Origin of the sequence: Flavobacterium tiangeerense (genome assembly GCF_007830355.1) — a bacterium.
GTDB lineage: Bacteria > Bacteroidota > Bacteroidia > Flavobacteriales > Flavobacteriaceae > Flavobacterium > Flavobacterium tiangeerense.
In genome coordinates this window covers 134,299-158,413 of the sequence record NZ_VLKO01000005.1, presented here as the reverse complement: position 1 = coordinate 158,413, position 24,115 = coordinate 134,299, and the positions used below count along the sequence as shown (strand labels likewise).

Below are 24,115 nucleotides of genomic sequence, written 5' to 3'. Positions count from 1 at the left end.
GTTTTAAGGCAAGCGTAAAGCTTCTACTTTAGCAACATAGAAATCCTTAAGACAACATATCATGAACACAACCGATGCAAAATTGAAATTTTTAACGCGCTACTCAACTTTTTTAACCTTACTAATGCTTTGCTTTTTTTTATTCTCCTTTAACAAACTAAAAGAGATTGAAAATTTTGAAGAAATCAACGTAAAAAGAATCAATATTATCGAAAACGATGGCACTCTAAGAATGGTACTTAGCAATAAAGAATTGCAACATTCAGGCAGAATGGATGGCAAAGATTGGGAAAAAAGGGAAAGACCATCAGGACTTATTTTCTTTAACGATCAAGGCGATGAATGTGGTGGACTTATTTATCAAACAAAGCAAACAAAGAACGGCTTGATTTCTGGAATGTCAATTACGATGGACCGCTATAAAGACGATCAAGTTTTACAATTATCCAATCAAGAATCAATTGTTAATGGCAAAATCATGTCGCAACGTGGCATTAACATCAATGATTATCCTGCAGAAAGTAATATTACCACAAGAATGGAACTTTTTGCCCAAGCTGAAAAAATAACCGATCCTGAAACACGCAAAAAAAAGATAAATGAAATATACGAGCAACATGGTGAGCGCAATCTTTTGTTCTTGGGGAAAACTAGAGCAAACTCGCAAGGTTTGTTTTTAAATGACGCTACAGGCAAGCCCAAACTAATGATTTATGTAGACGAAAAAGGCAATCCTAAAATTCAAACATTCAACACAAAAGGCGAAATGAAAAATGTGATAACTGAAGATTTGTAAACTGATACTCCTTACAAGGTTTTATTATATTTGTAAAAACAGCAGGAATGAAAACAAAAAGTAGCCTAAAAAATATTTTCTTCACAATACTAGTGGTAATTGGTGTCAACACTACACAGATTTATACGTTGTACCAAACACGTAAGTTTGGTTCCATTAATTTTTTTGCAATCGAAGATCATATTTTTGGGCTCTCTACTTGTTTCCTGGCCTTGATTAGCTCCTACTTATCATGGCAAATCATCTCTAAAAAGCAGTTCAAAAACACCCAAAAAATCATACTTTCATTTGCACTCTCCTTATTAATATTCGCTGTTTTTACAAGTTTATTTTTTATTTCTTACCGCTATTTAGTACATGGCTTAGCTACGTCAACCTGGCTTTTGATTGGTAATATTGCTTTCGGCGTCACCACTTATCACTTGTACACCTGCGGGTTTACGCTTATTTACCTTTATTTTAATAATTCTAAAAAATTGGAACTCGACATAGCACGATTAGAGCGAGAAAAAGAAATTTTTAAATCTAAAATGCTACAAAAAAACTTAGAACCTCATTTTCTATTCAACAATTTGAGCGTGCTTTCTAGTTTAACTCATAAAAATCCAGAAGATTTAGAAAACTTTATCGACGATTTTTCGGGAGTGTACCGCTATTTTTTAGACCATTACGAACAGGAAATTGTACCACTATCTGAAGAGCTTGAATTTACAAAACGATACCGTAATCTAATTAAAAAAAGATTCAATAATGCCTATAAAGTTGTTTCAAGCATCAATGACACATCAGGATTTATATTGCCTTGTACTTTGCAATTAGGAATTGAAAATGCCATAAAACACAATAAGGGAAGCGAAGAAAATCCTCTGATTATTGAATTGTATCGTAATGAAAACACGATATTCATCAAAAACCAATTGAATACAATACAACAACTAAACAGCTCTAAACTAGGAAACCAATACCTAAAAAAACACTATAAACTCATGTTTAACTTGGATGTCATTTTCACAAAAACAGAAAATGAGTATTGTGTAGCAATTCCTTTAATTTACTAAATATGAAATGCATAATCATTGAAGATGAAAATCATAATGCTGAAATCATTAGGAATCACATTCATAAATTTGACCCAAACATTACTATACTTGCTCAAATTAAAAGCAATGAAGAGTTGCGAAATTGGGCCACAAAAAAGGAAACTGTAGACGTCGTTTTTTCAGATATTGAGCTATTAGATGGAACGGTTTTTTTATCGTTAAAAGATAATATCGTCAGCGCTCCAATTATTTTTACGACAGCCTATAATACTTTTTATCAAGAAGCTTTTGACACAAATGGCATTGGATATTTACTAAAACCTATCAGTTATAATCGCTTTAACGAAGCCATGCAAAAATTCCTCAACCTAAAAAAGAAAGAGGAAAACACCGTTAACTGGCATGAAATGGCAATGTCATTATTACAACGCGAGGAGAAAAAATACAAAGAGCGAATTATCATTAAAAATAATGAAGGAATAGCTATGCTGAACACAAATGAAATCGCAGCAATAGTAGCAGAATCAGGCAAATGTGTTGCAATTGACACCTCAGGAAAAGAACATGCCTTTAAGGATACTTTAAGCGAATTGATACAAGAACTCAATCCAAAAGTATTTTTTCAAATCAACCGTGGCGAGATTATTAATATCAATTGTATTTTAAAAATAGAAAATTATTTTAATGACCGATTAGCAATTCAGTTAAAAAACTATAAAAAACGTTTCATTACAAGCACCTCATCAACAGCTGAATTCAGACGCTGGATCAATCAATAAATTCCAAAAAAAAGCTTCTCGATTTGAGAAGCTTTTTTAGTGCGGATAATAGTTCTTCCCGATAAAATCGGGATAAACTTCTCGTCCTAACTCCACAAAAAAAGCCCAAACTTTCGTTTGGGCTTTTCGTGCGGATAATAGGACTCGAACCTACACGCCTTGCGGCACCAGATCCTAAGTCTGGCATGTCTACCAATTTCACCATATCCGCGGCTTATTGTGGGTGCAAAGATACACTTAACTTCGAATATTCAAAACAATTTTGATAAAAAATATTCATACTCTTTTTTGTACTTTTGAAAATATAAACAACATTCAACTAATGGAAAACATAAAAGCATACGTTCAAGAACACAAAGAACGCTTTATCAATGAGTTAATCGAATTATTAAAAATTCCTTCCGTAAGTGCTGATACCGCCTATTCGCACGATGTTTTTGAAACTGCCGATGCCGTAAAAGCCAGTTTAGAGAAAGCCGGCTGTGATTTTGTCGAAATTTGCGACACACCAGGATACCCAATCGTATATGGCGAAAAAATCATCGACCCTAATTTACCTACCGTTTTAGTATACGGACACTATGATGTGCAGCCGCCAGACCCAATGGAGTTGTGGACGTCTCCTCCATTTGAACCCATAATTAAAAAAACTGATATTCATCCCGAAGGCGCCATTTTTGCCCGTGGAGCTTGTGATGACAAAGGCCAAATGTACATGCACGTTAAAGCGCTGGAATACATGGTACAATCAAACACTTTGCCTTGCAACGTAAAGTTCATGATTGAAGGCGAAGAAGAAATTGGTTCCAAAAGTTTGAGTTGGTTTGTAGAACGCAATCAAGAAAAACTTAAAAACGATGTCATTTTAATTTCAGATACAGGAATGATCTCTAATCAGCAACCATCTATCACAACTGGTTTGCGTGGTTTGAGTTATGTAGAAGTGGAAGTTACGGGACCAAACCGCGACTTGCATTCTGGCTTGTACGGTGGTGCCGTGGCAAACCCAATCAACGTGTTGGCTAAAATGATTGCTTCGCTTCACGACGACAACAACCACATTACTATTCCGGGTTTTTATGACAATGTTGAGGAATTATCACTTGAAGAAAGAGCCGAAATGGCCAAAGCGCCCTTCAGCTTAGAAAAATATAAAAACGCCTTGCAACTCAACGATGTTTACGGCGAAAAAGGCTATGTAACCAACGAAAGAAACTCCATCCGTCCTACGCTAGACGTAAACGGAATTTGGGGCGGCTACACTGGCGAAGGTGCCAAAACAGTAATTGCCAGTAAAGCATACGCCAAAATCTCTATGCGTTTGGTACCTAATCAAGACTGGGAAGAAATCACTGAATTATTCACCAAACATTTCACCAGCATTGCCCCTGCAGGCGTAACCGTTTTGGTAAAACCGCATCACGGCGGGCAAGGCTACGTAACCCCAATAGACAGCATTGGCTACAAAGCCGCAAACATGGCCTATACCGAAACCTTTGGTGTACCAGCCATTCCCGTGCGTTCCGGAGGCAGCATCCCTATTGTAGCATTATTCGAAAAAGAATTGAAATCAAAAACCATCCTCATGGGATTTGGTCTCGACAGCGATGCCATTCACTCGCCAAACGAACACTTCGGAATCTTCAATTACCTCAAGGGAATCGAAACCATACCGTTGTTTTACAAGTATTTTGTAGAATTGTCAAAATAAATGCTGTCAAAACCCACATCATCCGCTCTCCACAGGGCGGATTTTTTTTGGGCGTTCACTTGTTGCACAAAATCCTTCTTGAAAAACACCATTCGTCAAGCAACAAGGTCAGGCTGTTCGTTCTTAATCTTTTTAGCCGCCAAAAAAAGGCGCCTAAAAAGGATTTCCACTTCCATCCTTAACGCAAAATAGTGCTCGTTGATAGTTTTTTTTTGAGGAGATAAAATGGTTTTAGTTGTAGAAAATTTGTAGTTAACCTGTTGGGTTAATAGCTAACTAAACAATATTGCCAATGATTGGAAGTAAACATAGGATCGCAAAAGAATTTGAATTTACAAGTTCTTTTCTTTTAACATAACAGATGTTTAATTACTTATTGAGTATATTTTATTAATTATTTTCAACATTAAATTTTGCCAATATTTGTTTAAATTCAGAAGCAAAATCACTTTGTAATATTTTACTATCGGCTAACATTGAATAATCAATAACATTTAAGTTTTCAATATTATAATATTTATCAGCATCGTATTCTTCGTCTTTAAGGGTAGAAGTTAGTATTACTTGCTTATTTAGGCTTATATATTCATTTAACATTAAGAGTTCTTTTGAAGATGACAATTCTCCTTCTCTGAAAGAATCAATTATTATTGGAAATTTATGTTGCAAAATGTTATTTAGAGATAATATTTTACTGAAATAATATTCTTGCCCTTCGCTTCCCGAATATGTTTCACCTGTTTTTGTAAATAAATCTTCAAATATTATTAACCCCTGTGGATCAATTGTCGAATAATAATTTTTCATTTGCAAAATAATATCTGATAAAATATCTTTTTGCAAATCTTTATTTGATGAAGTTTTAATCTAGTTGTTTTGAATTTTATTAGTTATTTCATCCAATTCTTTTTGAAGTTCAGCTATAATTTTATCTACATCTTTTGAGTCTGTAATTTCGTCTTGAAAGAGAATGTAGTTTTTAATATCAGGAGTTGAAGTTTCTAATAATTTATTTATTTGAATTTGTTCTCGATGAATATTTTGATTTAATTCATCTATTATTTCAAATTTTATTGAAATGTTATTTTTAATTGATTCAATAATATTTTTTTTAACGTAATTATTGCTCACTTCAAATTCAAAATCTTCATTTGAGAAAATAATTTTATTACTACCACAATCAAGACATTTAACTTTTCCTTCATTTAAGGTTCTGTTAAGTGAAGATAATTCAGTTATTAAATTCTCTAATTTTATTTTTCTGTTTTCTTCTCTATTTCTCTGTTTTCTTAATTCAGCTATATTTAAGTGTAATTCTTTTAATTGATTAGAAGTGTTTTTAAAATCCAAATTATTAGATGCAGAACTAATAAAAGATGCAATTTGAGGATTTTGTTTAATGACTTTTATTTTTCTTGTTTCAGCTTTTATTCTAGTTTCAACATTTGCTTTTTCTTTTTTTAGATTTTCAATATCATATTTATTACTTGTTGAAATTGAAACACCTAAAAGTGAATAAATCATATTTAAAAAATCGACTTTATTATTTTGACCTTTAACTATCAGATTTGAAGTATTTCTATTGTCTTGACCAAGAAAAAACAATTCATAGAAAAGACTTAAATCAACTAATTTTTGTTCACCATTTTTATCAATTTTTGGAAGTTTAAATATCTCTTTATCGAAAAAATATTTGAATTCACTTATAGTACTAAAAACATTAAAACTTTCATTATTTATTACTAAAATGGAATTTCCTTTTCTTAAGAATTCAAAAATTGAATTGTTAAATTCTATTTTTGAATAAAAATAATATTTCTTTGGATTGAAACTATTTGGAAATATTGATTCATAACCTATTGAATAAATTAAACTTTGCATTAGCAAAGTTTTTCCTCTATTATTATCGTTACTAAAAATTATATTTGTTTTATTTTCAAATCGTTTCTCAATGAAAGCTTCATTTAAGTTTCCAAACGCTACTTCTTTTACTATCATTTCGTTCCTTCTATTATTATTGATATTAAATATTTGATTGTAAAATCTTTTAAATAAGAAATTCGGAAAGTATAATCTTTAAACGTTTCAGAATAAATATATTCAACGTCGCTAGATTTGTTATCATTTAAGAAGATTATTATTTTTTCACAAACATTCCAAAAAACTCTATTACTGTTTTTGTTGAAAAACGCACGAGAAAGATTAGAATTACATTCTTGTAAAATATCTTTTATCTCTTCGTTGTCAAAACTTTTGATTATTGGAAAAAAAGTAATTGGAATCGAAGCATAATTAAAAATTTCTACTCCAATAATTCGACTAATAATTAGAATTTCAATGTCCTTCTTCGTTAAATGGCGATTAAAAGTTAATACGTCACGGATTTCTGAAATTATTTCATTTTCGATATAAGTGTTTTTTTTTGCACTTTGTATATTTCTTAAATCTGTAAATATACTTGTATAAAAATCATCAGATTTTATTCCTACTTTCTTAAACTTGGTTACTGACTTTATATATTCATTTTCTGTACTATTATCTTCTACAATGAAAACTTTCCGCAAGAATAGTTCAATTTTTTCAGAATAGTCAAATGAATCTCCTTTTACTCTTTCAACTTCTTCTGTTAATCCGTTCAATATTCTTTTTAAAGTTGTTTCTTCAATATTGTCAAGATTATAGACATTTAATTTTGAATTTATTTTGTAATTTTCATTCAATATCGGTGAGAAAAAAATGAATTCATGAAATGAAAAAGTTGAAATATAATTATCAAATAAAGTAAAGAGATATTTCCCGATTTTTTTTGGCGTTAATGACTTTTCATTTTTGGATTGTACATCCCAAATTTTATCATGATTTTTATTCACACCACTTACATCATTAAAACAATCAAAAGTAATATATTCTATTTCTTTCTTACGACTTATTAAATATAACAGAGATTTTGTTTCAAAATCAGAAGCTTTCTTATTGTTAATTTCTGTATTTGTAAAAGTGTAATTCATTAATTATAAATTTGTTTTTTTAGTGGTTTACAGCATGATTACTACCAATTAATATATTTTCAAAACAAATCTTGCTTAACAAACCTAAATCTTACTAAGCTAACAAAAGTATGTTTCAATATGTACTCTCCAAATATAAACAAAAATTCTTACGTATCTCTGCATCATTAGCGTTAAATCAATAACACCATGAAATCAACAGTAGCTTTTGAAAAATTCATGATTTAGGTTTTTCGCTAGATGGAAATTCCTTGTTTTGATATTGTATAATTTATTGAAATCAAACGTTTTGATTCATCCTTATTTTACAAATCCGAAACAAGCTATACATTAAGTCAATTCCCAAAACTGTTGTTTAACCCTCAATGCTCTGGATTTTTAGTATGACCGCTTTCTTGTTACATTCTTTCCCATAAAATAGATCCCAATTGCTATAAAAGGCAGGCTCAACAATTGCCCCATATTCAATAGCATTCCCTCCTCAAATTCTACTTGATTGATTTTGACAAACTCAATTAAAATGCGCATCGTAAAAATTAAAGTTATTGCCAGACCAAACAAAAATCCATTTCCTAGCGTAATGTTTTTCGTTTTGTAAATAGCAAAAACAATCCCGAAAATGAGCAGATACGCAATGGCTTCATAAAGTTGGGCTGGATGTCTAGGAACACTATCAATCCTACTAAAAATAAAAGCCCAAGGCAAGGTTGTGGGGTTGCCTATCATTTCTGAGTTCATTAAGTTGGCAAGTCTTATAAATGCAGCTCCCAATGGCGCAACAATAGCAATCAAATCTAGTATTTTCAGGTATTTTATTTCATATTTTTTTGAATATAAAAAAAGTGAAACAATCAACCCAACCGTTCCACCATGACTGGCTAAACCCGCATAACCACTAAATTTATATCCTCCGTTTATCGTTTTTTGAATGGGTAAAAAAATTTCTAATACGTTTTTTGAATAATAGTCAAAATCATAAAACAAACAATGTCCCAATCTTGCTCCAGCAAAAATCCCTATAATTCCATATAGAAACAATGCTTCATGAGCGCTATCTGTTAAGTTTTCTCTTCTGTAAATTACTTTAAGAATGTACATGCTTAAAAGTAAGCCACTGGCAAATAAAAGCCCATAATATTTTAAGGGGAAACCAAAAATATTTATTATTTCGGAATCAAAATCCCAATTGATATATAGTGTTGTCATATTTTATTATTACTATTTATTGCTGCACTTTTATAGCATTACTGTCATATTCTACCATCCATTCTATCCCAAATTGATCTCTAAACATTCCAAAGTAGGAACCCCAAGGGCTATCTACAAGAGGCATTTCAATACTTCCTCCTGATGAAAGTCCGTAAAATAATGTATCGGCTTCATCTTTGCTATCAGCTCTAATAGCAATTTTACTTCTGTGTTCATTTTCATTTGTGCTCCCCATACTTTCGGGAACATCATTACCCATTAAAATGTTTTGGCCAATAGGCAAAGCAATGTGCATTATTTTATTTTCTTCATTTTCTGCAATAAGAAATTCAGGACTTGCCAAGTCTTTAAAGCGCAGTAGCTTGGAAAATTCTCCGCCAAAAACTGATTTATAAAAATGGAATGCCTCTTCCGCGTTTCCATTAAAGTTAAGATGAGGATTAATAAGTGCCATGTTTTTTATTTTTACGTTTTACAATAGGAATTATAGCTAGTTTAGTTGCTTCTGCTCAATTCATTAGGATTCCATTACTGTTCGTGGCTTATGATTGGATTAAGGCCTTTATTTGGCTTGTGTAAGCATTGCGTTATTTATCTCTTTCTTTTATACTTACTCTAATTTCTGAAATTCTTTTCCTTGTTAATTCTTCCAAACAAGTTGAATAAATGAGAGGCTTTATACTTCCGCCTTCATATTGTGAAGATTCAAATTTACAGCTTGAATCTCTAAATTTAACCCAATCCTTTTCAGCTTGAATCAATAATAACTTATCATTTTGATCAAGAATTGATATTAATTGCTTGTACACTTTATTGAGTTCGGCATCAGCTTTTTTAAATTTAGCATCAGCCGCTTTATTCATTTCTAACTGTGTTTGAGAAAATGAATTAATAGAAAAAAATAAAGCAATTAGAACAGTGGTATAATATTTTATTTTCATTTTAGTTGTTATTTTATTTTGGTTCAACAGGTCGTTACTGCGGACTTGTACTTATTTGAAACAAACCTAAGTCAAGCTACATTTTCGATGGTATGTTTCGATTTTTCTTGTTCAAATATAAACAAATTTCTTACGGCTAGATGGAGTCTACTGTTAAATCGATATATGGCTATATCAAGACTCTATTTCAATTACTCCTGTAAATCCTTGACGGACAATTTTTTTACAAAACATTTGTTTATTTCAAATTTTACTCTACATTTGTAGAGCAATGTTTCAAACTGTAGAATATGAAAAACCACAATTGCTATCTTATTATCCTTATAAGCCTCTGCATCAGCGTAGCAAGTTGCAGCATCAATCAAACTAAAAACGGATATAAAACCGGCAAATGGGTAGAAAGTAAGGAGTTTATGAAACTTGAATCTAGCGCTATCGGGCGTTACCATAAAGGAAACAAAACCGGAACGTGGAAGTACTTCTTGGGCGAAAGATTAGTATCGCAAGAAAAATTTAAAAAGAACAGTTGCCATGTGATTAAATACCACAACACTGGAAGAATTCAGCAAATAGGATTTTCAAAAAAATACCTAATCGACTCAAAAGAAGAATGGCTACCCACCGGGTATTGGCAATTTTATGATTCCGAAGGAGTTTTACTAGGCACCAAAATCTACGAAAAAGGAATACCCGTTCAAGAAACATACACCAATTAAAAAATACACATGCAACAGCTCACCAACTCAGAAGAACAACTCATGGAACACCTTTGGCAACTCGAAAAAGCCTTCATGAAAGATTTACTCGAAGCCTATCCAGAGCCAAAACCCGCTACCACAACGGTTGCTACTTTGCTAAAACGCATGATTGACAAGCAATTTGTAGCCTACCGCGAATATGGAAACTCAAGAGAATATTATCCTTTGGTCAAAAAAACCGACTATTTCTCGAAACACGTTAACGGATTGATTAGTAATTTCTTCAACAATTCGGCATCACAATTTGCTTCTTTCTTTACCAAAGAAACTAATTTGTCGCAAACGGAACTGGAAGAACTCAAGAAAATAATTGACAGTGAAATTCTAAAAAAGAAAAAATGACCGACTTTCTAATCAAATCAACCCTCAGCCTTGTGGTGCTTTTAGGAGTGTATCACTTCCTGCTAGAAAAGGAAAAAATGCACCGTTTCAATAGGTTTTACTTGTTGTTTGCTTTGGTTTTTTCGATGGTGATTCCGTTTATAACTATTGAAGTTGTTCAGGAAATTGCACAACCCACGGTTACAGCAGGAAATATCCGAATTCTACAAACAACTGCCGTTGTAGTGGAAGAAACAAACTATACAGCAATAGCGCTTTGGGGATTGTATGGTTTGGTTACCCTTGTTTTGGCGTTGCGATTTATGCGTAATGTGATCCAGATTTCAAAAAAAATGAAGTCCAATACTCCCATTGCATATCAAAATGCTCAATTGGTTTTGGTTCCCGAAAAAACGTTACCGCATACGTTTTTGAATACCATTTTCATCAACGAAACGGAATACAACAACCGTGAGGTTGAAGCCGAATTATACACACACGAGCTTACGCATGTGACTCAAAAACATACTTTGGATATTTTGTTTATCGAAGTATTGAAAACCGTTTTTTGGTTCAACCCTATTTTTATTTTTTACAAAAAATCCATACAACTCAATCACGAATTTCTCGCCGATGAGAAAGTAGTGCACTCTTATAACAATGTTCCGTTTTACCAATCTTTGTTGCTTTCAAAGGCAAACGCGAACCCAACTTTTTACTTGGCCAGTAATTTGAACTATTTAATAACTAAAAAACGATTACTCATGATGACTAAAACCACATCAAGCTCAAAATCATTTGCGAAGAAAATCATTTTGATTCCGTTATTTACTGGACTAGTAAATTTAATGTGTACACAAACAATTGCTCAATCCAGCACAAACAACAACACTACCATACAGTCTGAAATTAAAAAAAGAGACGTTTATTACAAAGGAGTTCGATTGATTGTAAAGGATGATACGAAAAAAGTACTATTGGACAAAAAATATGAAGCACTAACTCCAAATGAAAAGCGTTTCTATATTAGCAATGTTCCACCAGAAACTTCAATGAAAAAGCCAACACAAAAAGAGTTTGACAGTTGGACTAAAGATCCCAAGTTTTCAGGACTATTTAAAGGAAAAAAATTAAACAATATTGATCTAAAAAAACATGATATAAAAGAAATTGCTGGTTATATAAGATTTTACAGTCCATCACGAAACGGTAAACCTTATGATATTGATCTAAATCATTATGCTCTATTCACCAACTCTGAACGTGAAATGATTATAAAAAAAAGCAGAAAAAGTGTTTCTTATAAAGTAATTGAAAAAACCATAAAAGCTGGAACATTCTCAAATCCCGTTTTGATTAGGATGGTTGAAAGAAACACCTAATAGACAATGAAATTCTAAAAAAGAAAAAATGACCGACTTTCTAATCAAATCGACTCTTAGCCTTGTGGTACTTTTAGGAGTGTATCACTTGCTGCTAGAAAAGGAAAAAATGCACCATTTCAATAGGTTTTACTTGTTGTTTGCTTTGGTTTTTTCGATGGTGATTCCTTTTATAACTATTGAAGTTGTTCAGGAAATTGCGCAACCCACAGTAACACCGGGAAATATCCAAATCCTACCGGTAACTGCGGTTGTGGTGGAAGAAACGAACTATTTTGGCATAGCACTTTGGGGTTTGTATGGATTGGTCACTCTTGTTTTGGGGTTTCGATTTCTGCGCAATGTGGTTCAGATTTCAAAAAAAATGAAGTCCAATACTCCCATTGCATACCAGAATGCTCAACTGATTTTGGTTCCCGAAAAAACGTTACCGCACACGTTCTTGAATACCATTTTCATCAACGAAATGGAATACAACAACCGCGAAGTTGAGGCCGAATTGTACACCCACGAGCTTACGCATGTGACTCAAAAACATACTTTGGATATTTTATTTATTGAAGTATTGAAAACTGTTTTTTGGTTCAACCCCGTTTTCATTTTTTATAAAAAAGCCATTCAACTCAACCACGAATTTCTCGCCGATGAGAAAGTAGTGCACTCTTATAACAATGTTCCGTTTTACCAATCCCTGTTGCTCTCAAAGGCAAACGCGAACCCAACTTTTTACTTGGCCAGTAATTTGAACTATTTAATAACTAAAAAACGATTACTTATGATGACTAAAACCACATCAAAAAGAAAAGCCATTGCCAAGCAAGCCTTGCTCTTGCCTGCGGTAACAGCGTTACTATTTTCACTATGCACCAAGGTAGTGGCGCAACAAATAGGTACCCAACAAAATGCGCAACCTAACAAAGTGGGGAGTTTGTTTACTACCTACTACAATAAAACCACTTTTAAGGTAAAAGATGAAAAGGGAAAAATTGCCGCCGAAAAAAAGTACAACGACTTAACTCCTACCGAAAAAAGGGCGATCCCATCGATTTTATCAAAAGAAGAAAAACTCCCAACCAACGAGGAACTTTTAACCAAATTAAGCAAAGGTGCTCCTGAAACTATGGAAATAGATCCGTTTAGCCTTGAAAATAAGATTGTAAAAAAAGGAGAAAACGACCTCTATAATACCTCAGAAATACTGGAAAAACCAGATTTCCCTGGCGGTATGAACAGTTTTTACAAATTCGTAGGTAACAATTACAAAACTCCTGAACAACCCAATTTAAAAGGGAAAATTTACATCACTTTTATCATTGAAAAAGACGGCAGTATTAGTGAAGTAAAAAACCTTCGTGATATTGGTTTTGGCACAGGTGACGAGGCGATACGTGTGATGAACTTATGCCCAAAATGGATTCCTGGTAAAGTAGATGGCGTCCCTGTGAGAGTGCTGTACAGTTTACCAATAACTATACAATCAGCCAAATCATAATTAAAAAAATCCGCTTCTATGAGGCGGATTTCTTTTTTAATGTTGTTGGTTTTAGATGTTGAAATACTTTATTACACAAAATCGTTAAGGCGATTTTTTTAAAATGTCTTTTGTTCCTTACCACGAGGAATATGTAATGAGATAATCTTGAGTTTTAATAAAAATTGAATATTGCATTGAGGCCTTTTGTTAGAAAAAAACAAATACCAATTATTAATAAATTTATTAAAGCTCTAAAAATCCATTTCCGATTTGATAAGTTGTAGTTAATTTCTTTTGAAATCACAACGCATATCCCCATTAAAAGAAACCAAACTGCAAAGAAAAGTGAAATTTCACCTCTTATTACTGTCGTTACTAAATCGTGAATGAGTCCACAAAAAACAAATGTCAACACTAAAGAAAATCCAATTGGAAATATTTTTTTTAACGGTCGAAATACTTTTGTTCCTAAATAATAGCCGAAAATTGGGTTCCAGAAATCCCAAAAAATTGAAAAATTATTTGCACCAAGCGACCTTTCTAAATTATTACGAAGCGAGTTAGGGTGTCCGATTGGAACGCCATTTCTCTTCTTTATAAATTCGGATAATTTCATTTAGTTTTATTCTCTTCGGGTTAGATATTGATTGTTTCCTGGCATTCGTCAAGTTGATGACTTCACTTTGTTTTTTTTTATTACCTGAGTTTCTGTCGCATTCTAATTAACGTTCTGCCACTAAGGCGGGTTTGGCACTACATTAAGCTCTATTTGCGGATTTGCCACTCGAGCGATAGCGAATAGACGATGTAAATCTCCCAAATACAAGAACAACTTCAAATTAAGCCTAAAACCCATATTGCTTGTAGTGTGTTGGTGGCAGTTTTTATTTTTGCGTGTAGTGATGCCAAGTTGCTTTTGTTATATCTGCAATTATTTTTTCAGTATTTTCTTTTGTTTCTGTTATGTTTTTCAAGTAAACTGAAATAATTAAATGTTTTCCGTTTGGAAGTTTTACAATTCCAACATCGTTCAATGCAACTCGCAGATTATCATCATTGGTTCCTGAAATCCCTGTTCGGTGTGCTAATTCGGTTCCATCGGGAAGTCCTGCTTTCATCCAAGTACTTCCTCTCGAACATTCTACCATAATTTGATGCAAATAGTTTGTTGATTTCTTTTTGAGGATTTTTCCTTTATAAAATTTTTCAAGTAGTTCTGTTGTAGCTAATGGCGTTGTTGTGTTTATGTAAAGATTTTCCCGAGTTTGCATTTCCTGTTCATTTACTTTTATTGTAAAATCTTTTATTCCTTGATTATTGATAAATTTTTGAACCGCTTCTGTTCCACCAATCAGGTCTAAAAGAATATCACAACCATTGTTGTCACTATGTGAAACGGTATATTTCAATAATTGGTCTACTGTCAAATACATATTTCCTTCGGGAAACTCGTCTCGTATTGGGCTCCAAGTATTTTTGTGCAAATCTTGTTTTTTTATAAAAATTTTCTGTGTTAAAGTAAGTTTTTCTTTGTCTACCAAGTTTAAAGTTGCCAAAGCAATATGAAATTTGAAAACACTCATCAACGGTGCATTCAACTTTCCGTTGATGCTCAACGTATCTTTGTCTTCAATACTTTTGATGGAAACTCCAATGGTTGCATTTTTTGTGGAGATAATTTTGTTCAGTTCTTCCCGAAGTTCATTCGTGTTTTGACCAAATAGTTGAACCGAAAATAGAGAAAGACAGAGTAGGAATATTATTTTATTCATAATAAAATTATTATTTTAACCATTTTGCTATGGTGTTGATAAATATTTGTTGTTGATCAACAAATAAATAATGTGAACAGTTTTCAATGATTTTAAAGTTTTGATTATTTACTATTTTCTTTATATCATTCAATTGTTTTTCTGAAAATACGCCGTCTTCTTGTCCATAAATTGCAAATAACTTTACTTGTTTTTTCAGGTTTTTTAAAATTGGTTTTGTGTCGATATTGTTTTTGACTTCATTTTTATAGAATAAAATGGGTGCATTGTCATTTCTGATGTTATTTTCCCCAAACCCACTTTTCTCATAATTTTCTCTAAGTTGGTTCGCTTCTTTTGTGGGTAATGGCATTTTGAAATAATTGTTTTGGCTTGCAATTTCGTAACATTGCTTTCTGTATTCAGCGGAATTTTTAGGAAGCTTCTCAATTTCAGAAATTTTAGAAAGCATCAAACTATCTTTTTTTTCTGTATAACTTTTCTGGGATGTTTTCAATATATGGTTATACGTCTCTTGTTGAGAAAACAAAGCACCTGCCAGAATTAGCGCATTTACTTTTTCAGGGTTTTGCTCCGTAAAAAGCGTTCCAACTAAACCACCAAAACTGTGAGCAATAATGTTTGCTTTTGCAATGTTGTAGTTTTTGTATAGTTCATTTAAATCATCAATCGCTTCTTGATAAGTAAAAGTTGCAGTTGTATCAATGGAACGACCTTCGCCACGCATGTCATAAACAATTACATAAAACCCTTTTTCGGCTAATTTTTGGGCAGTTGTTCCTTCAAAAAGTGTCGAATTTCCTCTCGGTCCCCCGTGAATAAATAGGATTGCAGGATTTCCACTTTGTCCATACGTTTTTGAGTAAATAGTGTGATTTGTTTGTGCATTTGCAATGAATGAGATTATATTACAAAACAGCAATAGTACTTTTTTCATTGAAGCGATTTATTTCAAAAGTTTACTTTCTTTAACTATTTTTCTAATTTCCTGCTCAAAATAATAAGCAATTTCAAAGTTTTCATGGGCTTGATTTTGCATTACAATTATACTTGTTTTGGTCATTGGGTAATATAGATTTACGGCAGTAAACCCTTCGGCTGGATGAAATCCTGTATGTCCAATTTCGTAGATGTCGGCTTTATCATTAATTCGCAAACCATAACCGTAACCAATAGGATTTTTGCCAAAAAGAGTATGAGTGTTAGTAATAGAATAATTGGTCATCAGTTTGTAAGTAGCTGTTTTTAATAACTTTCCATTATGCAAACACTCATTCCATTTAGCTAAATCTGGTGCGCTAACAATCAAATGACTTCCCCAATACTGGTCAGGTGTAAAGCTAATTTTTTCAAATTGCGTTATTGTTCCCTCTTTTTTTATAAGGTGCCCTTTGGTCAAAAAATTACTATTGGTTTCGTTAGGATAATAGCTGTTGTTCATTTTACATTTCTTAAATAGTGCCGTTACTAAGGTTTCGAAACTTTTTCCACTTTGCTTTTCCAAAACCATTCCAGCCACATAATAACCAATATTTGAATAGTTGAATGCAGTACCTGGCTTAAATTTTAAAGGCTTGTCTAAGCTTTCGCTGTACAAACCCGAAGTGTTGTTAAGCAATTGATGAACAGAAACGGTGTCTGCCCAAGAATATTTTAAATCGGGTAAATATTTACGAATAGGAGTCTGCAAATCAATTGTTCCTTTTTCAACTTCTTGTAAGATAAGCGTAGCCGTAAATTGTTTTGCTATCGACATTGTAGAGAATTTGTCGTCGATTTTCAGAGGTATTTTTTTGTTTAAATTAGCAAATCCGTATGCTTTAGCATATTTAAATTCTCCGTTTTGTTGAATATAAACTACTCCGTTAAAACTTCTAGGAATTTTAGTTGTTAGTAAACTATCAATTTTTGTGGAGTAGTTGTCTTTTTGTTGTGCTGATAAATTGCAACTTGCAAATAAAATTGTTGTTGCAAGTATTATTAGTCTAAAAAATTGTTCCATTTAGGTTCTGAAAATTATTAAATATTTGTTCGTTTATTTGTGTTTTGAGGTTACGTCGGTTCGTAAAATTGCCGCCAACTTGCATATAAGCAAAACAAACCTTCGTATACACAACCAAACATGTGCAGATAATCAAGAGTTTTTTTCGCTTTGCACCTTCCAAATATATTAAAATTTTCTTACTATTTTATAAAAATCAGCAACTGAAAACTGGGCTCGCGTGAAGGATGGCAGCGGAAATCCTTTGGGTTTTTTCTTTAAAAACACAAAGATTGCAGCGTACAGCCTGACCCGAAGTTTTTCACGAAGGGGCACGCCCAAGAACTCAAACCAAAGGGATTTTTAAAAAGAAATCCTCTTCAAGACTAGACCTGAAGCGGATTTGTTTTTTAATGTACTGGGTTTAGATGTTAAAACACTTTATAACACGAAATCGTTAAGGCGATTTTTTTGTTGATTTCTTTTTAGTTCACTTATGATTTAGTTGACTTCAGTTTTGCATAAATGTCAAGACTTATAAACTTGCCATTTTTAATTTCACATTCTTTCATCGTTCCTTCGTGTTGGAAATCTAGTTTAGCCATTGCATTTTTACAATTCTTATTTTCAGACTCTACAAATCCTTCAATTCTATGAAGTCCTAAATTGTCGAAGCCATAATCACAAAGTAGTGGCATCGCTTCTTTCATAATTCCGTTACCCCAGAAGTCTGAAATTAACCAAAATCCTATTTCTGCTTTTTTATGTTCTTTACTTAAACTGTTGAGTCCGCCTGCTCCGTAAAATATCTTGTTGTCAGCTGAGCAAACAGCCCACCAAATTCCAGTTTCATTTTTTTCAAGGTCAGCAAAAAAAGTCATTTGTTCTTTCGTTGCTTCCAATGTTTGAAAACTCACTCCATAATATTTGATAATGTATGGGTGCGAAAGTCCTTTGAAAACATTCTCAAGGTCGTCATCAACAAATTGTCGCAGTAAAAGTCTTTCGGTTCTTAATATTGGAAATTCTGTTGTCATTGTATTTTTTTGCGGGTAATGAATCGTTGTGTTAGTGCTTTTGGAGGCATTTTTTCTATTTCACGCGATCTTTTTTCTTTAAATCCTCTCCTTTAACGCCACTTTCAAATTCAATTTTTGTTGATATTAATCCATGTTCTACTGTTGGTATTTTTGCATTAAAATGTAAATGTGGTGTAGTCGTAAAGCCTGTCATACCACTAATTGCAATTGCTTGTCCTTTAACTACAAAATCTCCCAACTTAACTAGAGAGCCTTTGTGGTTTAAATGTACATATTGAGTGAAGATTCCGCTTTGTGGGTGGTATATGGTTATATAATTACTTTTGTCATTTTTTAACCATTTTTTGCTTGTTCCATAATCTTTATAATCTTCAATTAACCCAACTACATAACCACTATCAGCACTTGTTATTGTATCTCCAATTTTTAAATCAAAGTCTATTGCGTATTGACTAATAAGCGTGTTATGAGTAAAATTCCCGTTGTAGCCTTGAATGATTTTATACTCTTTGCCTTTTGGGAAAGGGTAAGAAACTTGATTTTTTAATATTTTTTTATTTAAATCTCCGTATTTAACAATATATTTTGTTTCATTGGCTTGATTGAAATCGCGGTATTTAAAACTAATTACAGTGTCTTGTAATTCTCTTAATGTAATATGACCAAACAAATTTTCGATATTTGGGTTTAGAGAATCTTTTACTAATTTAACATTTACAGGACATTTTAGAGGATTTTTTAAGTGGAAAGATATTGTGTCGTTTTTGATTTCTCTATTGAAGTAGTACAAAAACTCATAGTAATGTTCTTTTGGAAGTTTTCTCAAACTTGAACAAGAAGCAAATACTAGTATTACTATTGATAGGATGTTTTTCCTCATGATTGTTATTCTATGATTGCACAACATCCTGCTGCTTTGCAAAGGCGGGTTGGAGACTAAATTAAGCTCTATTTTCTGATTTGCCATTAGAGCGATAGCGAATATAAGAAGTAAATTATCTCAAATACAAAACTACTTTTCGATTAAGCCTAATTCCCAACTATTGCTTACTAGCTGTTGAACTAAACCTACGGCAGCTTGCGAGCCTTAAAATAAATTCCTTTCAAAAACAACCATTAAAAAAAAATCAAAAACTATTTTTTGTACTTTTTGGAATAGAATAAGTAAGTTTATATTTGTATTACTTAATTGATTATCAATTTATTGTTGATAATTCCGTAATAGAAATAAAAACACTTCTCAAATAGCCTTATTTACACTTTTCGATAACTCCATAGTTCCTGCCAATGACCGGTTCCGTTCAACACGAGTTTCATTGTTCGTGCTTCGCACGCAACGAAACCCTAGTTGTTAGCGGAAGTGTTTTTACGTTGTTTGAAATGAAATCATCAAATTGTTAAAATTCTTATTTTCTAATTCTTTTGTTTTTAACCCAATATAGAAAACACCACTTCCCCCAAATTTATCTAAATTTGTATTTGAATCCATACAATCCAGTTGAAGTAAATTACTGAATGTTTTAGAATTATCAAGAATTTCATTCCACTTTTCTGTATATTTTTCATCTGACATATTCAATTCATTTTTACTGTATTCATAAACAACACTTGACTGAATAGATTTATCCTCTCCAAGAATTTGATGCATATTGTCTGCAATTCCATTTAATTCTTCCGCAATATATTCCTCTGTATCTTGATAAAAATGGAAGTAGAAATCTTCATACTTTTCATCAAAATAAATAAGTTTATAATTTTCATCATCTGGAATAGTTATACTTTCAAAATATTGAATTTCTGCTGGCTCAACTTTTCCTTCTGTTTTTAAAGTCGTTGGATATTCTTTTCGTTCTAAATCTTCAAGGTTTTCTATAAAGAATATTTTGCAATCTTTTTGTTCAATAGAAAATTCATTGTATTCGCCATTAATTCCAATAAATACATACAACATTCCTTTCTCAGGAAGTAAATTTTCAACATCAAATTTTTTAATTTCTGAAAAATTATATTGAGCACAAAAAACTAAATCAGAATCATTTACTCTTGGCCACAAAACATCTTTAGGCAAATCTGGTTTTCCTCCAATTTTCGAACCTCCAATTTTCCAATTATCAGATTCCATTTTTTTTGTTAGTATTCCAATAGCAGGTTTAATTAATTTAATGATTTTTTCTTTATCATCTACTGAAAGTTTATTGTCAGATTTTTTAATAAACTTAATAAGTTTTTCTAATTTACTTTTCTTGAAATTAAACATATTTTCTGTTTTTCAGTTTTTTTTTGGGAATATTACACACAACGTTTTGCTGCTTGCCGAAGGCGGGGCTTTCGGAGCGCCATCTGTCAAGCTACGATTAAAGTTTATTCGGAGCCGAGTAGTTTTTGCCACCAAGAATGCCCCGCTTTTGGCAAGGTGCTGTTAGGTGTAGTTTTTATTTTCAAAGTTCCGTTTATTTCAAAATCTAGTATTCTCCACTTGTTGTCGCTAAACCAAATTTGATACTTGTCAGCACCAATCTCAGTAATCTTTGCTCCGGTCGCTCGATACATGTCAACTAAGTCAGAAACGAAGCCTTTGTCAACGTGTGCGGATTTTACGTTCTCAAATATTTTGATAAGGTCTGAATATTTGTCTGAGAAAAGTGGGTTGGTCAATAAAAACACTTCGTTGTCATTTGAGACTCCAACTACAGTGTCAATTATTGTAAATTTGCGATAACCAGTAAAAAATTTCGTCTTATAAAAGTCGAGCTTTGTAATTGCCTGAAGTTTCGGACTGTCTAGTCTAATAATTTCATGTTGGTCTAGAAAAACAAGTCGACCCTCAACCCGTTCTTCTGTCTTCGGAAATTTGCTCGTCAATATGGTTTGAATGTCTGTCATTAAATTACACCTAACTTTAATATATACGAAACAAACCTTCTTATACACAACCAAACATGTGGAAATAATCTAAGGTTTGTTTCGCTTTGCGTTTTTCAAATATAAACAAATTTTCTTACTATTTAATAAAAATCAGCAACTGAAAACCGGGCTCGCGTGAAAGATGGTAGCGGAAATCCTTTGTGTTTTTTCTTTAAAAACACAAAGATTGTAGCGTACAGCCTGACCCGAAGTTTTTCACGGAGGGGCACGCCCAAATTGTTAAAAAAATAAATTAGCTCTTTATGTAGAGAATACAGACTTAACTATGAAAAAAATGTAACAATATCAACTTCATTGCTATAAGGCAAAGACAACTTTGATAACGGCTTGTCTTGGCCTTAAATTAAAATTAGTCTCTATGTAACTGAAATCACTTATGCTAACGGTTTTAAAAGTTGAGTTGTTGAATATATTATTAACCTGAAATTCAAAATCAATTTTTTTCTTTTTTATGGTGTATCTATAAATAAAATCCAGGAATACATTTTTTGAATCTTCGGAAAATAAATTGTTTTTAATATACTCCGATTTTACGATAAAAATTTGATTTTCAAACCTATTGCAATTTAAATTTAGCAAATGATTTTGCTGTATGATTAAGGGATTATACTTTTCTTGAATTTTATTTTTAGAAAAGTTCATTCTAGATTCATATTCAATATTGATCCCTTTAACGATATCAATATCAATTTTGTTTCCTAGATTCCAACTCTTGTTTTTTATTGAAGTAGTATTTGCATTTAATATTTGTTGTGCCTCTGCTAAGCTGTACCCAAAATTAAGGGTGACATTAGTTTTTAATTCATTGAATTGTTTGTTGATACGTGATGAAATATTTTGACCCAAAACAGTGTTTTTTTGTTCGATCGCTTTTATCTCTGTTGCTCCATTAGCTAAAATTTGTGTGTCATATTGCAAATTATTTGTGCTTTTAGTGTTCGTGTAGGCAATATTCCAAAACAAGGCTTTTAGTGGGTTTCTGTACCCAAACCCGAGCGATTTATTCTGATTAAAAATTTGCGGCAATGGAGCATCAATTTTTTGTATGCTTCTGTAATTTTGCAAAATATAGGCATAATGCAATTGATTTATTGTCCCAAACTGATTGCTAAAACTTACCGTTGAGTTGATTTTCCAATAGGAATTTAAATCATAAACTATCGATAGTCGTGGTTCAAATGTTGCCGTATTGAAGTTCCTTTTTCTTTGTAAAGGCTCGTCATTTATGGCATAAGTTTGCATGTTTATGGGTGTTGTCAAGTCTAAATGCCATTTGTTTTTTTGATACTGTGTTAGGAGATCAAAATAAATTTTTGATCGCATCCAATCTAAATTATTGGACAAATCACCTCCCAAAGGAACATTACTCGTAGTGACTATCTGGCTATTCAAATTTTGATTTTCTAATTGAAAACCTATTTTGGGTTCAAATGTAAATTGATAGATTCCTTTAGTTAAACTGAAAGAATTGTTTGTGTAAAACGTTTTTAAATCTACAGCTTGAGTTACTTGCTCATAAGGATTACTATTGTTTAAAATTTCTTCAAACTGTCCCGGATTTACTTTTAATTTTTGTGGTGTTTTATTATAACCTACATAAGAATTAAAAGTTAACAATTGTTTTCCCAAACCAAAAATTGATTTATGACTATTTGATACTTTAAGATATTCACTCCTTACATTTTGTGTCAAATTTTGATTTCCAGTGTCAATAAATCCTCGCTGGCGGTCCCAGTTCCCTTCAAAATCTAAACTGTTTTTAAAATATTTTTTTTTAGAATTCTTGTGTATCGTAATGTTAGTTTGTACCAGATTTGTAGCATATAGATTGCTGTTTTCTTCCAGAAGATTCACGGTATTATTTTGTGTTATAAAACGAGTATTAGTAGATCCCTCCTGCCGTTGATTGTCGTTTAAATAGGACAAGTTCAACCTTAATTCATAATCATTTTTCATTTTTTGCAAACAGTTAATGGAGAGCAAATTAATGTTATTGTCTAACCATCGTTTCTCTGAAAAATTAGGGTTTGATAATTTTTGAATGGATAACCAATTTGTTTTTTCGTTACTACTTTCAAATTGACTTAATAAATCGTCAATAGTTAAGGTCTTGAGTTGAGAGGCTATATTATTACCCGTGTTATTAGCTTGATAGGAAACTAATACTTGTCTTTTTTTTGTAAAGAGCATGGGTGTAACATTGATGTCCCATAAAAATGGAGCCGTACCTACACCTAGTTTAGCCTGACCAGTAAAGGTGTAGTCTTTTTTTAGTTTAATATTTAATGCTGCATCATTAGAAAATTTTAAACTGTCCAGCAGCTTAACGGGTTGATGATTCTCAAGGATTTGCACTTGGGAAACAGCTTTGTAGGATAAGTTATCATTAGCTAAATTGTACTTCCCTTCTAATAAATCAAGTCCCTCAATATAATATTTATTGATAGGCTTGCCTTGATATAAAACTTTTCCATCTGATAAAATTTCTATTCCGGGCATTCTTTTCAAAACATCGGCTATACTCCTATCTTGCTCTTTAGAAAATGAATTTACAGCATAATTAATCGTATCCCCTTTTTGAGTAATTGGGGAAGACTTTATTACAACTTCTTTTAATTCAAATACTTTGTCTTGTAATACAAAATCTTTTTTTTGATTCTCATTTTTGAGTGTTTCAATAACCGTTTCAAAATCTATAGAACTTATTTGAATATCTATTTCTTTTTGATCTACATTGAAATTTAGACTGTACATTCCCTTGTCATCTGAAGTGGAATAGGAAATGATGTCTTGCGTAGCTTTATTATTGATTAAAATATTTGCGTTAGCAATTGGAGATCCTTTTTTGTCGTATATATTTCCTTTGATGGTAGTTTGTGCGTATCCATAGTTCCCTATCAAAATAAATAGAATTATCATTCTCATCATTAGTGCGCCGATTTTTTTCCACAAATAAAAATTAACCTTTTCTTGTTTAA

23 protein-coding genes and 1 tRNA gene are annotated in these 24,115 nt (G+C 32.2%); 8 read left to right on the top strand and 16 right to left on the bottom strand.

The window, feature by feature from the left end:
* Positions 1 to 61: 61 nt before the first annotated feature.
* The 3 genes from IQ05_RS06965 to IQ05_RS06955 are packed head-to-tail and all read left to right on the top strand — an operon-like array spanning position 62 to position 2,615.
* The gene (locus IQ05_RS06965) at positions 62 to 796 is read left to right on the top strand and encodes a hypothetical protein (protein WP_144891385.1); all 735 of its coding nucleotides are present in this window, start codon (positions 62 to 64) and stop codon (positions 794 to 796) included.
* A 47-nt stretch (positions 797 to 843) separates the two neighbouring features.
* A complete protein-coding gene (locus IQ05_RS06960) occupies positions 844 to 1,854 on the top strand; it encodes a sensor histidine kinase (protein WP_144891384.1) in 1,011 nt (336 codons plus the stop codon).
* A gap of 2 nt (positions 1,855 to 1,856) precedes the next feature.
* Positions 1,857 to 2,615: a LytR/AlgR family response regulator transcription factor gene (locus IQ05_RS06955; RefSeq protein ID WP_144891382.1), complete on the top strand. Its 759-nt coding sequence runs from the start codon at positions 1,857 to 1,859 to the stop codon at positions 2,613 to 2,615.
* A gap of 129 nt (positions 2,616 to 2,744) precedes the next feature.
* Here the strand turns inward: IQ05_RS06955 and IQ05_RS06950 are convergent.
* A tRNA-Leu gene (locus IQ05_RS06950) sits at positions 2,745 to 2,826 on the bottom strand.
* Between the two features lie 111 nt (positions 2,827 to 2,937).
* Between IQ05_RS06950 and IQ05_RS06945 the strand changes: the two genes are divergently transcribed.
* The gene (locus IQ05_RS06945) at positions 2,938 to 4,326 is read left to right on the top strand and encodes a dipeptidase (protein WP_144891380.1); all 1,389 of its coding nucleotides are present in this window, start codon (positions 2,938 to 2,940) and stop codon (positions 4,324 to 4,326) included.
* A 390-nt stretch (positions 4,327 to 4,716) separates the two neighbouring features.
* Here IQ05_RS06945 and IQ05_RS06940 read toward each other — a convergent pair whose 3' ends face one another.
* The 6 genes from IQ05_RS06940 to IQ05_RS06915 form a co-directional block, all read right to left on the bottom strand.
* Entirely contained in the window at positions 4,717 to 5,169 is a 453-nt protein-coding gene (locus IQ05_RS06940) for a hypothetical protein (protein WP_144891378.1), read from the bottom strand.
* Between the two features lie 24 nt (positions 5,170 to 5,193).
* Positions 5,194 to 6,324 carry a hypothetical protein gene (locus tag IQ05_RS06935; protein ID WP_144891376.1) on the bottom strand — a complete coding sequence of 377 codons (1,131 nt, stop codon included), beginning with the start codon at positions 6,322 to 6,324 and terminating at the stop codon, positions 5,194 to 5,196.
* Entirely contained in the window at positions 6,321 to 7,334 is a 1,014-nt protein-coding gene (locus IQ05_RS06930) for a hypothetical protein (protein WP_144891374.1), read from the bottom strand. The genes IQ05_RS06935 and IQ05_RS06930 overlap by 4 nt, the downstream gene beginning before the upstream one ends.
* 378 nt (positions 7,335 to 7,712) lie before the next feature.
* Positions 7,713 to 8,540, bottom strand: a complete 828-nt coding sequence (gene lgt, locus IQ05_RS06925; protein ID WP_144891372.1) for a prolipoprotein diacylglyceryl transferase — start codon at positions 8,538 to 8,540, stop codon at positions 7,713 to 7,715.
* A gap of 16 nt (positions 8,541 to 8,556) precedes the next feature.
* Positions 8,557 to 8,997, bottom strand: a complete 441-nt coding sequence (locus IQ05_RS06920; RefSeq protein ID WP_144891370.1) for a VOC family protein — start codon at positions 8,995 to 8,997, stop codon at positions 8,557 to 8,559.
* A 133-nt stretch (positions 8,998 to 9,130) separates the two neighbouring features.
* Positions 9,131 to 9,484 (bottom strand): lysozyme inhibitor LprI family protein, encoded by a 354-nt coding sequence (locus IQ05_RS06915; protein ID WP_144891368.1) that lies wholly within the window; start codon positions 9,482 to 9,484, stop codon positions 9,131 to 9,133.
* Between the two features lie 290 nt (positions 9,485 to 9,774).
* On the opposite strand from IQ05_RS06915, the gene IQ05_RS06910 reads away from it, so the two are divergent.
* Genes IQ05_RS06910 through IQ05_RS06895 form a run of 4 tightly spaced genes read left to right on the top strand, consistent with a single transcriptional unit; the run spans position 9,775 to position 13,437 of the window.
* Positions 9,775 to 10,200, top strand: a complete 426-nt coding sequence (locus IQ05_RS06910) for a hypothetical protein (protein WP_144891366.1) — start codon at positions 9,775 to 9,777, stop codon at positions 10,198 to 10,200.
* Positions 10,201 to 10,209: 9 nt separating this feature from the next.
* Positions 10,210 to 10,584, top strand: coding sequence for a BlaI/MecI/CopY family transcriptional regulator (locus IQ05_RS06905; RefSeq protein WP_144891364.1), 375 nt, complete (start codon positions 10,210 to 10,212; stop codon positions 10,582 to 10,584).
* Positions 10,581 to 11,945 carry a M56 family metallopeptidase gene (locus IQ05_RS06900; RefSeq protein WP_144891362.1) on the top strand — a complete coding sequence of 455 codons (1,365 nt, stop codon included), beginning with the start codon at positions 10,581 to 10,583 and terminating at the stop codon, positions 11,943 to 11,945. The genes IQ05_RS06905 and IQ05_RS06900 overlap by 4 nt, the downstream gene beginning before the upstream one ends.
* 28 nt (positions 11,946 to 11,973) lie before the next feature.
* Positions 11,974 to 13,437 carry a M56 family metallopeptidase gene (locus IQ05_RS06895; RefSeq protein WP_144891360.1) on the top strand — a complete coding sequence of 488 codons (1,464 nt, stop codon included), beginning with the start codon at positions 11,974 to 11,976 and terminating at the stop codon, positions 13,435 to 13,437.
* 154 nt (positions 13,438 to 13,591) lie between these two features.
* On the opposite strand, the gene IQ05_RS06890 is transcribed toward IQ05_RS06895, so the two are convergent.
* The 9 genes from IQ05_RS06890 to IQ05_RS06850 all read right to left on the bottom strand — a co-directional run bounded on the left by IQ05_RS06890 (position 13,592) and on the right by IQ05_RS06850 (position 24,065).
* Positions 13,592 to 14,035, bottom strand: a complete 444-nt coding sequence (locus IQ05_RS06890; protein WP_144891358.1) for an acyltransferase — start codon at positions 14,033 to 14,035, stop codon at positions 13,592 to 13,594.
* A gap of 268 nt (positions 14,036 to 14,303) precedes the next feature.
* Entirely contained in the window at positions 14,304 to 15,191 is an 888-nt protein-coding gene (gene bla / locus IQ05_RS06885; protein ID WP_144891356.1) for a class A beta-lactamase, subclass A2, read from the bottom strand.
* 10 nt (positions 15,192 to 15,201) lie between these two features.
* Positions 15,202 to 16,128: an alpha/beta fold hydrolase gene (locus tag IQ05_RS06880; RefSeq protein WP_144891353.1), complete on the bottom strand. Its 927-nt coding sequence runs from the start codon at positions 16,126 to 16,128 to the stop codon at positions 15,202 to 15,204.
* Positions 16,129 to 16,137: 9 nt separating this feature from the next.
* Complete coding sequence (locus IQ05_RS06875; RefSeq protein WP_144891351.1) at positions 16,138 to 17,193, bottom strand: serine hydrolase domain-containing protein; 1,056 nt, start codon at positions 17,191 to 17,193, stop codon at positions 16,138 to 16,140.
* Positions 17,194 to 17,666: 473 nt separating this feature from the next.
* Positions 17,667 to 18,209 (bottom strand): GNAT family N-acetyltransferase, encoded by a 543-nt coding sequence (locus IQ05_RS06870; RefSeq protein WP_144891349.1) that lies wholly within the window; start codon positions 18,207 to 18,209, stop codon positions 17,667 to 17,669.
* Positions 18,210 to 18,264: 55 nt separating this feature from the next.
* The gene (locus IQ05_RS06865) at positions 18,265 to 19,092 is read right to left on the bottom strand and encodes a M23 family metallopeptidase (protein ID WP_158634578.1); all 828 of its coding nucleotides are present in this window, start codon (positions 19,090 to 19,092) and stop codon (positions 18,265 to 18,267) included.
* Positions 19,093 to 19,578: 486 nt separating this feature from the next.
* A complete protein-coding gene (locus IQ05_RS06860) occupies positions 19,579 to 20,469 on the bottom strand; it encodes a DUF1963 domain-containing protein (protein WP_144891345.1) in 891 nt (296 codons plus the stop codon).
* Between the two features lie 104 nt (positions 20,470 to 20,573).
* Positions 20,574 to 21,095, bottom strand: coding sequence for a hypothetical protein (locus IQ05_RS06855; protein ID WP_144891343.1), 522 nt, complete (start codon positions 21,093 to 21,095; stop codon positions 20,574 to 20,576).
* 339 nt (positions 21,096 to 21,434) lie between these two features.
* Positions 21,435 to 24,065: a TonB-dependent receptor gene (locus IQ05_RS06850; RefSeq protein ID WP_144891339.1), complete on the bottom strand. Its 2,631-nt coding sequence runs from the start codon at positions 24,063 to 24,065 to the stop codon at positions 21,435 to 21,437.
* Positions 24,066 to 24,115 lie beyond the last annotated feature (50 nt).

What these genes read in the sequence shown, in the direction of transcription:
- IQ05_RS06900 (WP_144891362.1), top strand. Translation starts at nt 10,581, where the DNA reads ATGACCGACTTTCTAATCAAATCAACCCTCAGCCTTGTGGTGCTTTTA.
- IQ05_RS06875 (WP_144891351.1), bottom strand. Translation starts at nt 17,193, where the DNA reads ATGGAACAATTTTTTAGACTAATAATACTTGCAACAACAATTTTATTT.
- IQ05_RS06850 (WP_144891339.1), bottom strand. Translation starts at nt 24,065, where the DNA reads ATGATGAGAATGATAATTCTATTTATTTTGATAGGGAACTATGGATAC.
- IQ05_RS06905 (WP_144891364.1), top strand. Translation starts at nt 10,210, where the DNA reads ATGCAACAGCTCACCAACTCAGAAGAACAACTCATGGAACACCTTTGG.
- IQ05_RS06880 (WP_144891353.1), bottom strand. Translation starts at nt 16,128, where the DNA reads ATGAAAAAAGTACTATTGCTGTTTTGTAATATAATCTCATTCATTGCA.
- IQ05_RS06915 (WP_144891368.1), bottom strand. Translation starts at nt 9,484, where the DNA reads ATGAAAATAAAATATTATACCACTGTTCTAATTGCTTTATTTTTTTCT.
- IQ05_RS06910 (WP_144891366.1), top strand. Translation starts at nt 9,775, where the DNA reads ATGAAAAACCACAATTGCTATCTTATTATCCTTATAAGCCTCTGCATC.
- IQ05_RS06890 (WP_144891358.1), bottom strand. Translation starts at nt 14,035, where the DNA reads ATGAAATTATCCGAATTTATAAAGAAGAGAAATGGCGTTCCAATCGGA.
- IQ05_RS06920 (WP_144891370.1), bottom strand. Translation starts at nt 8,997, where the DNA reads ATGGCACTTATTAATCCTCATCTTAACTTTAATGGAAACGCGGAAGAG.
- bla (WP_144891356.1), bottom strand. Translation starts at nt 15,191, where the DNA reads ATGAATAAAATAATATTCCTACTCTGTCTTTCTCTATTTTCGGTTCAA.
- IQ05_RS06860 (WP_144891345.1), bottom strand. Translation starts at nt 20,469, where the DNA reads ATGTTTAATTTCAAGAAAAGTAAATTAGAAAAACTTATTAAGTTTATT.
- IQ05_RS06955 (WP_144891382.1), top strand. Translation starts at nt 1,857, where the DNA reads ATGAAATGCATAATCATTGAAGATGAAAATCATAATGCTGAAATCATT.
- IQ05_RS06865 (WP_158634578.1), bottom strand. Translation starts at nt 19,092, where the DNA reads ATGAGGAAAAACATCCTATCAATAGTAATACTAGTATTTGCTTCTTGT.
- IQ05_RS06935 (WP_144891376.1), bottom strand. Translation starts at nt 6,324, where the DNA reads ATGATAGTAAAAGAAGTAGCGTTTGGAAACTTAAATGAAGCTTTCATT.
- lgt (WP_144891372.1), bottom strand. Translation starts at nt 8,540, where the DNA reads ATGACAACACTATATATCAATTGGGATTTTGATTCCGAAATAATAAAT.
- IQ05_RS06855 (WP_144891343.1), bottom strand. Translation starts at nt 21,095, where the DNA reads ATGACAGACATTCAAACCATATTGACGAGCAAATTTCCGAAGACAGAA.
- IQ05_RS06930 (WP_144891374.1), bottom strand. Translation starts at nt 7,334, where the DNA reads ATGAATTACACTTTTACAAATACAGAAATTAACAATAAGAAAGCTTCT.
- IQ05_RS06965 (WP_144891385.1), top strand. Translation starts at nt 62, where the DNA reads ATGAACACAACCGATGCAAAATTGAAATTTTTAACGCGCTACTCAACT.
- IQ05_RS06945 (WP_144891380.1), top strand. Translation starts at nt 2,938, where the DNA reads ATGGAAAACATAAAAGCATACGTTCAAGAACACAAAGAACGCTTTATC.
- IQ05_RS06895 (WP_144891360.1), top strand. Translation starts at nt 11,974, where the DNA reads ATGACCGACTTTCTAATCAAATCGACTCTTAGCCTTGTGGTACTTTTA.
- IQ05_RS06870 (WP_144891349.1), bottom strand. Translation starts at nt 18,209, where the DNA reads ATGACAACAGAATTTCCAATATTAAGAACCGAAAGACTTTTACTGCGA.
- IQ05_RS06960 (WP_144891384.1), top strand. Translation starts at nt 844, where the DNA reads ATGAAAACAAAAAGTAGCCTAAAAAATATTTTCTTCACAATACTAGTG.